The organism is Rickettsia akari str. Hartford, assembly GCF_000018205.1.
In the GTDB taxonomy this organism is placed as follows: Bacteria; Pseudomonadota; Alphaproteobacteria; order Rickettsiales; family Rickettsiaceae; genus Rickettsia; species Rickettsia akari.
Genome location: NC_009881.1, coordinates 285,831 through 298,526, shown reverse-complemented (window position 1 = coordinate 298,526; position 12,696 = coordinate 285,831). Strand labels below are relative to the sequence as shown.

The following is a 12,696-nucleotide window of genomic DNA, read 5'->3' as shown; positions in this document are numbered from 1 at the left end:
CTTACAATGACGAAAAAACCGAAGTACACAATAACATTAACACAGTATTTGATTTAATCATCCACCTTTGCTACTATTAAATTCTATCTGATTAGTTTTAACAAATTTTCCTTTTTCTGAGTTCCAACTATAATGAACATTTACTATTCTTACTTCTGTAACATTAATATCACCATTTGACAATTGAGCTACATCATACCCTTTCCGGATAGAATCCGTAATTAGTAAACTTGCTTGACAAATATATTTTACATCAAAGAATGGAGAATCATCTTCCTTATACTTTTCTTCTAATTCTTGTTCTTCTAAAAAATTACTAGATACTTCTTTTTCTTGCATTGCTAATGATTTGGAAGTTATTTTCTGAATTTTGTAGCATTATTTAAGGTAAGAAGCAAGGCTTGTTTATTATTTTTCCATAGATTTAATATTTTTAGGTATATTGTTGCAAAATAATTAAATTAAAATATGCTCTGCAATAACACGAATTAATATATTATTTTAAAATTGAGGTACATTATCGTGATAAAATACCCTACTTTATCTAAATCAACATTTAGCTTAGGTATTTATTTTTTAAAATTCGATAACGTTAAAATTACTTTATTGACTGTAATTTGTATTTTACTCGGTATGATTCCGGCAATTGATAGTATCCTACTTCAGAAAATCATTGATTTAATAGAATCTTTCAGCGATGAGAATGCTAATAACCTGTTATCTTCCATGATTTACTGGGCAGTATTTTATGCTCTTTGGTGGGAAAGTATTAATATAGCATATCGTTCGTATGATTATTTGTATCTAAAGACTATACCCGTAATAAAAGGCAAAATCCTAAATGAACTTTATAATTATACTCAATATCATAGTCATAAATTCTTTCAGGATAATTTAGCTGGACATATTAGCAATCGTATTACCGAAACCGCAAGATCGTTTGAGATGATTATTTCAATATTCGGTGAAAAAATTCTGCGTAAACTTGCTATTATCGTATTTGCATTCATTGCTTTATATTCCGTACATTACGTTTTTGCTACGATATTTATTTTATGGATTACGGTTTTTGTAGGGCTTAGTGTTCTTTTCTCGGATAGAATTAATAAATACTCATTAAATTATGCTAGAAGTCAATCTTTTGTTGCCGGTAGTATCGTAGACGCAATTAGCAATATTAATGCTGTGAGAATGTTTACAGCCCATAAATTTGAACGTCAACATCTAGAAACAAGAGTAGAAAATACCGTGGCTGATGAGCAGACTATGCAATTCTTTATGTTCAAATTGCGTTATGCTCTTGGAACTTCTTGTTCAATAATGATTCTTATAATGATTTATTATTTATCTAAACTTCGTAGCGAATTATCTATAAGCATAGGTGATTGCGTATTAGTGCTAACATTATGTATAAATGTAGCAGACGATATTTGGGATTTAACGCAAGAAATCGGTGATATGTTCGAGCAGGTCGGGGCATTTAATCAAGGCTTATCTTTAATGGCACCGCATATTATAACGGATATTGAAAACGCTACTCCTTTAGATATCAAAGAAGGGGTTATCGAATTTAGAAATGTTACATTTAATTATAATCATAATAACAATCTATTTTATAATAAATCAGTATTAATACCGAGTAAACAAAAAGTAGGGCTAGTCGGATTTTCCGGTTCAGGAAAAACTACTTTTATTAGTTTGCTGACTAGGTTACATGATATAGAAGAAGGAATGATTTTAATAGATAATCAAAATATTAAAAACGTAACTCAAGATTCTTTAAGAAAAGCCATTAGCCTTATACCTCAAGAACCAGTACTTTTTCATCGTACCATTTTGGAAAATATCAGATACGGAAAAAAAGAAGCTACTCTTGAGGAGGTCATAATTGCTGCAAAAGCTGCGCATATTCATGATGTTATCAATAATCTACAGGACGGTTACGATACTATGTGCGGCGAGCGTGGGAATAACTTATCAGGTGGTCAGCGTCAAAGAATTATCATAGCAAGAGCCATCTTAAAAAATGCTCCTATTCTAATTCTTGATGAAGCAACAAGTAGCTTAGATAGCGAGACGGAAAGCCTGATTCAAGAGTCAACGGATTATTTGATGCAAAATAAAACCGTAATAGTCATTGCTCACAGATTATCGACTTTACTCAATATGGATAGAATTCTAGTTTTTGACAAAGGTAGCATAATCGATGACGGTAGCCACGCAGAATTACTAAAAAATAGTAAGCTATATCAAAAATTATGGAAGTCCCAAGTTAAAGGGTTGATAATGTGAAACAATTATTGTCATACCGTAGCCCCACCGGTGTTGTGGCATAGACGCCAGATCGTCATTGTGAGGAGCGAAGCGACGTGGCAATCTTGTCAAGCATCCTGAGATTGCTTTGCCAAAACTTACAGTTTTTCCTTGCAATGACGACATTTAGTATACACACAAGCAAACCTTACGTGACATAATACCGGCCTCAATATTTAAACTAAGTCAGTAGTTCCTATGCTTCTCCTGTTACTTGAACTTGAAACCCATTTTTTCAGTAAATCCAGTGCATTATTATACGTTAACTCATAATCAAATGTTATATGACATTCAACGTTACCTTTAATAATATCTGCAATTTTTACAAAGCATTGAAACTTCAAAGATGGTGCCAATTGAGCTATCTTTTCTCTTAATTTTATTAGCAATTGTTCTATAGAATCATCCCAACCCAATTTCACTTGTTTTGAAAATGTAGTCAGCTCTAATAAACTTTTAATATACTAATCCTTAGAAATATCTTTTATAACCGGCCATATTTCTGATTTCCATTGAATAAATGCTGCTAAATCTTTCTTGTCAATAACCTTAATTCCCTTGTCATCATTCCGACGAAATGCAGCTTCAAACGTTAAAAGTGCTCTCATAGGTTCATACACTGCTTCAATATCCTTGATCATTTGACCGTTAGAATACACCACATCTGGATTAGCACCGTATTGTAAAAATACTTTTATCATATCTATTTTATGTTGTTTATCCTGCAGAGTCTGAATCCAAAGATCTTTACTTAAATACGTTAACCTTTCAAATATGGTATCTTCCATATTAGCACCATAAGCAAGCAATTTAGCTACCATGACTACATTTCTGTTTAGAACAACTGTTGCTCTAAACAAGAGAAAATTTTCCATTCCCTGTAAATGAAGATCAGAGCCATTTTCAAGTAAAAATGCTACCATATCCAAGTATCCGGCTTCCATAGCACTATACAAAGGTGTGTTACAATAATTATTACTCAATTTTATATCCACTCCTTTGTCAAGTAAAAGATTGCCTATCTTTTTCTGATTCTTCTTACACGCAAAATATAAAAGACTGCCAAAATCATGTTCTAGTGTCCTTGCATAAGTATTCGGATCAACATTTAGAACTGTTAATATATTATCAACTAAATCATAATGACATTGAGTAATTGCTTTAACTATAAACTCGCCAGGACATTACTGCTATAGTACATGTATTGGTGTATGCCTCCTTGTACGCGTAACGAATATTTATATTTGGATCTTCAATAAAAGCTTTGGATTCTTTGATAAAGTCTTCTATCAAAAATTCATGTCTTTAATAAACTAGAATCTTATATTAAATATTGTAATATATTGTTATAATGGCTTCTTTAACTTCTAATATTCTATAATGAAACTATCTGCTTTTGACTTTAATTTACCAAGCGAGCTTATAGCACAGTCTCCATCTAGTGAACGTGATAACTCAGATTTACTAATTGCGGCTATGCCGCCTATTAAAACTAAATTCTATAACATAATAGATTACTTAAAAGAAGGGGATTTATTAGTCTTGAATAATAGCAAAGTGATAAAAGCAAAGCTACATTTGTGGAAGAATGTGACAATAAATTTGAATCAAAAATTATCGGATGATAGTTGGTCGGCTTTTGCTAAACCGACTCGCAAGCTTCATGTAAATGATGAATTTTATTTTGATAATCATAAGGTAATTATTACCGAAAAACTTGTGATGGGCGAGATTAAAGTAAAATTCGATCTTGATAATATTTCGGTATTTGAATTTTTGGACAAATACGGTGAGATGCCGCTGCCGGTTTATATTAGGAGGTCACATTCATTGTATCATACAACTAGCACTTTATGTCATACCCGCGAAAACGGGTATTCAGAAAAATTAGATGCCTTCTTCCGCAGGAATGACATTAAAGATAAGGACAATGACATAGTGTATGACAACGAACGCTATCAAACAATTTACAGTCAAATAGAAGGTTCAGTTGCAGCACCGACTGCAGGGTTGCACTTTACAAATGATATACTTGATAAACTCAAAACAAAAGGCATACATACTGCGTTTTTAACATTACATGTAGGAGCAGGAACTTTTTTACCTGTAAAAACCGAAAATATTCATGAGCATAAAATGCACACTGAATATTGCTCTATTACTCCTGAAACTGCTGAAATCATCAACAAAGCAAAGCAAGAAAGGAGGCGTATTATCGCAGTCGGCACTACAACACTTAGAACAGTTGAGAGTTTTTGCAATAACGGCATCATAAAAGCAGGTAGCTTTGAAACCGATATCTTCATAACACCGGGTTTTAAATTTCAAACCGCAGATATGTTACTTACTAATTTCCATTTCCCTAAATCTACTTTATTTATGCTTATATGTGCTTTTGCCGGCTTTAAAGAGATGCATGAATTATATAAATATGCTATAAAAGAGAAAATGCGTTTTTTCAGCTATGGCGATGCAACCCTTTTGTATAGGAAATGATAATCACAATCGTCATTACGAGCAACTAAAATGATGGTGTAATCTAGAAAAAATAACAAAACACATGTTAAAGGTTAGCATTTTTAACTGGATTCCGTGATCAAGCCACGGTATGACATGGATGAAATTGATCCACACAACACACTCTTCCTGCTTTTAGCTAAGAACGACATTTTAGAAAAAAATATATAACAACTTAGAGAAAAAATATTTTGGATGATTAAATCCTATACTTCATTAATACTAGATTCAAAACAAGCTGCTTTATTAGAAGCATTAAAACAGCTGGCATCAGAACTTAATAAGCCTAAAAGTTTATTCAAATTCTTTAATCAAAACAACTTAAAAAGCGGAATTTATTTATACGGTCCGGTTGGCAGCGGTAAAACTATGCTCATGAATTCTTTTTTTGAAGAATTAGCCACATCTAAAATAATAACACACTATCAGAACTTTATGCAAGAAGTACATAAATCTATGCATAAATTACAGATAGAAAATCAAAAAGATATCATCCTTAAAATTGCAAAAGATTGTGCTAAACAAACTAGAGTACTTGGAATAGATGAATTTGAAATTAAAGACATTACAGATGCAATGATAATCGGTAGATTATTTAATGCATTAATAAAGCAAAATATTTTTATTTTTATAACCTCTAACACGAGTCCCAATAATCTTTACAAAGACGGATTACAACGAGAATCTTTCGTACCTTTTATAAAGATAATCAATAATACATTTTATGTTAAATATCTAGATAATCACCATGATTATCGATTTGATAAAGCTTTAGGAGTTAAAGGAGAAAGGATAATTTATCCATTAACTTTAGAACACCAAAACAAACTTGAAAAAATTATCACGGAGATTAGTGATAATAAGCTTGTTGCTCAAAATATACAGGTTCTAGGTAGAGAAATATCCTTTCAAAAAGTGTATAAACGAATATTAGTAACAGATTACAATGAATTATTTACAAGAGACTTAAGCTATATCGATTATGTTAATATTTGTCAAAATTTCAATGTTGTTATAGTGAAGAACGTTCATACTATCGATGCTAACGATACAAATACAGCCGTTAGATTTATCAACTTTATCGATAATGCATATTTCTATAAAATCCTTTTATTTATGAGCTTAGAAGATAAGCCGAGTAAAATATATCAAGGTTCAGCACGCGCCGCAGAATTCAAACGCACTATTTCAAGACTAAATGGAATGAATAGCGAATCTTATTTATTAAACAATGATTTTAAGCATTAACTTTCTTAAGAGCTTGAAATATAAATATTATTCTTTCAAAAATCTTATCAATTTTCTCTCAAAAAGCTCTTTAATTACTCATTAAAATTTATTTACAGATAGGCTAAGAAATCCAATATTGATCTTTATATAGTCTTCTAGATGCTCTTCTGTTGATCTGATCTACATAAAAAGGATAATAATCACATGACATATAATTTGCCATTCTTTTATAAAAACTTCTATAGGGAGTTGTACCGTGATCAATCTCTACTACTTCGCATTTTGGCCACAAAAATAATGTTAGCAAATCCTGATCCGTGCACGGTCCAACTATTATTTTTGTTTTATTAAAAAGCTTGGCCTCTTCATACGGAGAGGATAGCTCTAGATATATTACCTTAAAACCGAGCCTCTCAATTTTTTCTATTAATTACTCTTCATTAACTATTTTTCGGGTAGAAGCGTATTTACTAGAAATAGATATTTTATAGTATGCTTTACCATTATCTTTAATAAAAATATTTCTTAAATCTTTTTTTTACCATAAAGGCAAAGGCGTATCTTTGACCGGAATAAACGGTACAGATGGAACAATTAGTCTAGTATCTTGAATTATACAATCGCTATTTACTACAAAAAGCTTATCTTCGTGTATATTTAAATAATTTAATACTATTTCTAATAACTTAATTTGCTATGAATATTTTAAATTATTAATATAGATACGGTCATATTCAAGATCCGACTCTTTTTATATAATTAATCTAGATAAAATTTGTAGCAACCAATGATACCAATTTTCAGAACCAGAAGATGAAATGATTGCTAATTTTCCATTAAAATATAAAGGGTTCTCTGTATTACTATCTCATTTCTTATTTAATAAACGATGTTGATCACCTCAGCTTGTTTAAGTATCATATAGAAGATAACCTTCGTGAGTTAAAATTCCACCTTCATTAATTACTGTGCCATTTAGTCACTCTAAAATAAATTGATCAGTATTTTTTTCTTTAAATAACTTTTTGATTTCTATGTTAGATTTTAGCGATTCTATGGAAATAAATCAATATTTCTTCTTTAATGTATAAGCATTACTAATACGAAAGAGGATAAGAATTATGAATATAAAACATCTCATAAAGAGAAAGAAAGATGATTAAAAACTTGCATTGCAAGCTTGGCAGCGACTTACTCTCCCATGCCTTATGACATAGTACCATTAGCGCTATGAGGTTTCACGTTCGAGTTCGAGATGGGATCGTGTGTTTCACTCATGCTATAACCACCAAGCCAGCAATACAAACTTTTAAAAAGATAGATTTGTACTACAGTTTACTGCTAATGTATTGCTGCATGATCAAACCTGCCACTCCTACAGAAGGATGAATCCAAATATTGGAAATTCTTCCAGATACTGTGGTCAAGCCACGACATGACACTATTAGCTGTGCAACAACATGTTTATTCATTGATAAAGCTAATCTCACCTGATAACTTTGTGAGTTGATACTTATATGTTTATAGAATTAACACTATACGCATATGTAATCCCACAGCAAAGTAAATCAATCGAGCTATTAGTATCGGTTAGCTACACACATTACTGTGCTTCCACACCCGACCTATCAACGTGGTGGTCTTCCACGGCTCTAATGGGGAAGTCTAGTTTTGAGGCAGGTTTCCTGCTTAGATGCATTCAGCGGTTATCCCTTCCGTACTTAGCTACCCAGCTGTGCCGTTGGCACGACAACTGGTACACCAGGGGTACGTCCACCTCGGTCCTCTCGTACTAAAGGCAGATCCTCTCAAACTTCCTACACCCACGGCAGATAGGGACCGAACTGTCTCACGACGTTCTAAACCCAGCTCACGTACCACTTTAATCGGCGAACAGCCGAACCCTTGGGACCTTCTCCAGCCCCAGGATGTGATGAGCCGACATCGAGGTGCCAAACGATTTCGTCGCTATGGACGCTTGGAAATCATCAGCCTGTTATCCCCGGAGTACCTTTTATTCGTTGAGCGATGGCCCTTCCACTCGGGACCACCGGATCACTATGACCGACTTTCGTCTCTGCTCGTCTTGTCAGACTCGCAGTCAGGCTAGCTTATGCCATTGCACTCTAAAAGTTGATTTCCGACCAACCTGAGCTAACCATCGCGCGCCTCCGTTACTCTTTGGGAGGCGACCGCCCCAGTCAAACTACCCACCATGCATTGTCTCGGATCCTGATTCAAGGATCTCGGTTAGATGTCAAGAACCAAAAGGGTGGTATCTCAACGGTGACTCCACAAAGGCTGACGCCTTCGCTTCGTAGTCTCCCACCTATCCTGCACATCTAATTCCTAACACCAGTGCAAAGCTATAGTAAAGGTTCACGGGGTCTTTACGTCTGACCGCGGGAACTCCGCATCTTCACGGAGAATTCAATTTCGCTGAGTCGATACTGGAGACAGTGGGGAAATCGTTACGCCATTCGTGCGGGTCGGAACTTACCCGACAAGGAATTTCGCTACCTTAGGACCGTCATAGTTACGGCCGCCGTTCACTGGGACTTCAATTCAGAGCTTGCACCCCTCCTTTTAATCTTCCAGCACTGGGCAGGCGTCAGACCCTATACGTCGTCTATTGACTTTGCAGAGCCCTGTGTTTTTAATAAACAGTCGCTACCCCCTAGCTTGTGCCACCTGCATACGGTTGCCCACACACAGGTCATCTTTCTTCCGAAGTTACAGATGCAATTTGCCTAGTTCCTTCAGCATCGTTCTCTCAAGCGCCTTGGTATACTCTACCTGTCCACCTGTGTCGGTTTCGGGTACGGTCTATAATGAAGGGTTATTTCCTGGAAAATATCCACTGCACAATCAATCCAATAAGACTGTACAATTTACTATTTTCGTCACATCCTTCAGGTTCAGGAATATTAACCTGATTCCCATCGATTACGCCTTTCAGCCTCATCTTAGGGGCCGACTAACCTTGCGCAGATTAACTTTACGCAAGAACCCTTGGACTTTCGGCGAGAATGTTTCTCACATTCTTTATCGCTACTTATGTCAGCATTCTCACTTCCGATACCTCCAGCAAACCTTACGGCTTACCTTCACAGGCTTACGGAACGCTCCGCTACCACTTGCACTTAGTGCAAATCCGCATCTTCGGTACATGACTTGAGCCCCGTTACATTGTTGGCGCAAGAAAACTTATTTAGACTAGTGAGCTATTACGCTTTCTTTAAATGATGGCTGCTTCTAAGCCAACATCCTAGTTGTTTTGGTCTTCTCACATCCTTTAACACTTAGTCATGATTTAGGGACCTTAGATGGCGGTCTGGGCTTTTTCCCTCTCGACTATGGACCTTAGCACCCATAGTCTGTCTGCTATGCTGTACTCGCCGACATTCGGAGTTTGATTGAGTTTGGTAAGTCTGTGGGACCCCCTAGCTCATTCAGTGCTCTACCTTCGACGGTAATCGCTACAACGCTCTACCTAAATAGATTTCGCGGAGAACCAGCTATATCCGAGTTTGATTGGCCTTTCACCCCTAACCACAGCTCATCCCCTACTTTTTCAACAGTAGTGGGTTCGGTCCTTCAGCGGATTTTACTCCGCTTTCAACCTGGCCATGGCTAGATCACCCGGTTTCGGGTCTAATTTATCTAACTAAACGCCCTGTTCAGACTCGCTTTCGCTACGCCTACACCTAACGGCTTAAGCTTGCTAGATAAACTAAGTCGCTGACCCATTATACAAAAGGTACGCCGTCACAAGACATATAAATATGCTTGCTCCGACTGCTTGTAAGCATTTGGTTTCAGATACTATTTCACTCCCCTTGTCGGGGTACTTTTCACCTTTCCCTCACGGTACTTGTTCACTATCGGTCACTAGAGAGTACTTAGGCTTAGAGGGTGGTCCCCCTATATTCAAACAGGATTTCACGTGTCCCGCCTTACTCAAGGACTTCAAACTTTTTACCTATACGGGACTATCACCCTCTATGGTCAACCTTTCCATGTTGTTTTAGTTATTTTTTTGAAGCCACTGGCCTAGTCCGCGTTCGCTCGTCACTACTAACGGAGTCTCGGTTGATGTCCTTTCCTCCAGCTACTTAGATATTTCAGTTCGCTGGGTTTGCCTTATATAGCTATGTATTCACTATACAATACCCAATAAATTAGGTAGGTTTCCCCATTCGGAAATCTTCGGATCAAAGTTTATTCGCAACTCCCCGAAGCTTATCGCAGCGTATTACGTCCTTCATCGCCTTCTAGTGCCAAGGCATTCACCAAATGCTCTTATTATATTTACTTAACGCTTTTAACTTGAGATTACACAATGCATACAGAATTAATTTCACAATTATTTTCAGTATCTACTCACGATATAAACTTTTATTATCGCAGTGTATTTAGTTTTTAGCTTTATCAACTTTTTAAACAGCTACAAAGTTTTACGTTGCAAACTTTGCGTGGTCATTTTATATATATATTTTTAAAGCTTGTCAAACACTAATTTTAAATAATTTCAATTTTATTTCTTATGATTTATTTCTTATGAGGTGGCTCAAAGTTATTTGAACCTCTTTTTAAAATGTGATTTGTTGGCTTTTTGTTTAGATTTGCAGTCCTGAATTTTGTCTCTGCCGTACCACCTAAATCTTCAAAAAAGAATCTGCCTTTTTGTAAAACATGATTTACTGCTTTCATTTCTCCTTCTCTGTTGATAAAAACGATTTGAGTTTTAACAAAAAATAATTTACCATCTTTTCTAAAGACTAGATTTTCATCTTAAATTACCGTTCTTATCAAATTTACCTAAAATATTTTTCTGTAAATCAGCAAATGCGGCATGAGCGTGTCATTTTGAAATTTCTTTTACTTGCTTTGGATCGCTTGTATGTTCACCTGCTTTGTTAATAAAGCCGCTAATTTTATATTGAGATTTTTACCGTACGGAGTTTTTGTACAAGAAATTGAGTTTCTGTAAATAGCTTAGTTTGATCTTCTACTTCATCATCTACTATATTAATCACTTGCCTTTTTACAGAATAAATATCACTATTGTTTTCAAACTTTAAGCTAAACTACTTAACGTCTAAATTATCGTTAAACCTAACTTCTTGTTTACCTTTACTCATAATTAATACTATTATTTTAATATTGTAGCTTTTAAAATATTTGTACCACGTAAAAATTCTTCTACATTCAAAGCTTTTTTACTCTCTTGCTGAAGTTTTTTCACTTGCAATATACCGCTTCCACAAGCTATTTCCAGCTTATCGCTAATAACGGTGCCGGCAGTAACGTGATGATTCGTATTTAAATATTCTGCTTCAAGGATTTTAATTACTTTATCATTATAACTAAAATATGCTCCGGGCCAGGGATTCATACCCCTTATTTTACAATCTATTTTATATGCGGATTCATGCCAATTAATTTTTCCTTCTTCTTTAGTTAATTTATTAGCATACGTAACGCCCTCACTTGACTGTTTTATCGGTACTATATTATCAATATTTGCAAGTGTTCTTATTAGTAATGCAGCTCCTAAATTAGCACATTTATTGTGCAATTCCTCCAATGTTGTTCTTCTTTCTAAATAAAAATCTTCTTTCATCAATATATCACCTGTATCAATTCCTGTATCCATACGCATAATACATACACTACTTTTCCGGTCACCCTCTATAATAGTACGCTGCAGCGGTGCTGCTCCTCTATGACGAGGCAAATCAGATGGATGGATATTAAGACAGCCGTATTTTTTATCCTCTAATATAGCTTTTGGCAAAATAAAACCATATGCAATAACAACTATAATATCTGCATTAATCTTATTAATTAGATTAACTATGTCATCATTACGAAGTGTAGAGGGAGTATAAACAGGAATTTGATGCTCAAATGCTAACTGATGTATTGGGGATTTAACTAAGTCAAGTCCTCTGCCCTTAGCTTTAGGTTGCTGGGTAAAAACAACTTTAACTTCATGATGCATTATAAGTTTTTTAAGAGCTGGGACTGCAAATTCAGGCGTTCCCATAAAGATTACTTTCACACTATATTATTTTTAAGTTTCTTGAGCTTACGAAGCACCACATCTCGTTTTAAATTACTTAAATAATCAATCATGAGCTTACCTTCTAAATGATCATACTCATGCTGGATAACTCTTGCGAGCCAATCATTTGCTTTAAGCTCTTGCGATTTACCATGATAGTCTAAATACCTAATCTTTATCGATTCCGGTCTTGCAACCTCAATACGTTGCCCCGGTACTGAGATACAACCTTCATTAGACTTAATTAGCTCTTCTGATTTTTCTATCATTTCAGGATTCACTATAAAAAGCGGATAAAAATCTTTTGGTCTTTCTACCGAATCATGATCTTTTATATCAATTACTAAAATACGTTTCAATACCCCTACTTGTACTGCTGCGAGTCCTGCACCGTCTTCATGGTACATAGTTTTAAGCATATCATCCATAAATTTTCGTGTTTGATCTGTAAACTCTAAAACAGGTTGAGATTTCTGCTTTAATCTATCATCAGGTGCTGTTACTATCGGTAATATTGACATAATCAAATCTTAATATTTTGCATTAATATACCATAAAACCAATAA

Annotated in this window: 7 protein-coding genes, 2 rRNA genes and 1 pseudogene; 3 read left to right on the top strand and 7 right to left on the bottom strand. The window is 34.9% G+C overall.

All coding sequences use genetic code 11. The features are described from left to right. Nucleotides 1-57 precede the first annotated feature (57 nt). Complete coding sequence (locus A1C_RS01440) at nucleotides 58-339, bottom strand: DUF2671 domain-containing protein (protein ID WP_012149266.1); 282 nt, start codon at nucleotides 337-339, stop codon at nucleotides 58-60. A 183-nt stretch (nucleotides 340-522) separates the two neighbouring features. Here A1C_RS01440 and A1C_RS01435 point away from each other — a divergent pair, with 183 nt between their 5' ends. Continuing rightward, the gene (locus tag A1C_RS01435; RefSeq protein ID WP_012149265.1) at nucleotides 523-2,292 is read left to right on the top strand and encodes an ABC transporter ATP-binding protein; all 1,770 of its coding nucleotides are present in this window, start codon (nucleotides 523-525) and stop codon (nucleotides 2,290-2,292) included. Nucleotides 2,293-2,777: 485 nt separating this feature from the next. Here A1C_RS01435 and A1C_RS08390 read toward each other — a convergent pair whose 3' ends face one another. After that, entirely contained in the window at nucleotides 2,778-3,437 is a 660-nt protein-coding gene (locus A1C_RS08390) for an ankyrin repeat domain-containing protein (RefSeq protein WP_232279124.1), read from the bottom strand. 256 nt (nucleotides 3,438-3,693) lie between these two features. On the opposite strand from A1C_RS08390, the gene queA reads away from it, so the two are divergent. Both queA and zapE read left to right on the top strand, forming a co-directional pair. Then, nucleotides 3,694-4,809 (top strand): tRNA preQ1(34) S-adenosylmethionine ribosyltransferase-isomerase QueA, encoded by a 1,116-nt coding sequence (gene queA, locus A1C_RS01420; RefSeq protein WP_012149262.1) that lies wholly within the window; start codon nucleotides 3,694-3,696, stop codon nucleotides 4,807-4,809. A gap of 216 nt (nucleotides 4,810-5,025) precedes the next feature. Further along, on the top strand, nucleotides 5,026-6,078 hold the full coding sequence (gene zapE / locus A1C_RS01415; RefSeq protein ID WP_012149261.1) for a cell division protein ZapE: 1,053 nt from the start codon (nucleotides 5,026-5,028) through the stop codon (nucleotides 6,076-6,078). 1,160 nt (nucleotides 6,079-7,238) lie between these two features. Here zapE and rrf read toward each other — a convergent pair. The 5 genes and pseudogenes from rrf to def all read right to left on the bottom strand — a co-directional run bounded on the left by rrf (nucleotide 7,239) and on the right by def (nucleotide 12,651). Then, nucleotides 7,239-7,353: ribosomal RNA gene (gene rrf, locus A1C_RS01410) — 5S ribosomal RNA — on the bottom strand. A 266-nt stretch (nucleotides 7,354-7,619) separates the two neighbouring features. Next, a 23S ribosomal RNA gene (locus A1C_RS01405) occupies nucleotides 7,620-10,377 on the bottom strand. A 234-nt stretch (nucleotides 10,378-10,611) separates the two neighbouring features. Further along, nucleotides 10,612-11,040: pseudogene (locus A1C_RS06540) on the bottom strand (hypothetical protein). A 175-nt stretch (nucleotides 11,041-11,215) separates the two neighbouring features. After that, on the bottom strand, nucleotides 11,216-12,127 hold the full coding sequence (fmt, locus tag A1C_RS01395) for a methionyl-tRNA formyltransferase (protein WP_041816746.1): 912 nt from the start codon (nucleotides 12,125-12,127) through the stop codon (nucleotides 11,216-11,218). Further along, nucleotides 12,124-12,651, bottom strand: a complete 528-nt coding sequence (gene def, locus A1C_RS01390) for a peptide deformylase (protein ID WP_012149257.1) — start codon at nucleotides 12,649-12,651, stop codon at nucleotides 12,124-12,126. The genes fmt and def overlap by 4 nt, the downstream gene beginning before the upstream one ends. Between the last annotated feature and the right edge of the window lie 45 nt (nucleotides 12,652-12,696).

Bases quoted from the DNA above. Each gene is read 5' to 3' on its own strand.
- A1C_RS01440 (WP_012149266.1), bottom strand. From the start codon at position 339: ATGCAAGAAAAAGAAGTATCTAGTAATTTTTTAGAAGAACAAGAATTA.
- zapE (WP_012149261.1), top strand. From the start codon at position 5,026: ATGATTAAATCCTATACTTCATTAATACTAGATTCAAAACAAGCTGCT.
- queA (WP_012149262.1), top strand. From the start codon at position 3,694: ATGAAACTATCTGCTTTTGACTTTAATTTACCAAGCGAGCTTATAGCA.
- def (WP_012149257.1), bottom strand. From the start codon at position 12,651: ATGTCAATATTACCGATAGTAACAGCACCTGATGATAGATTAAAGCAG.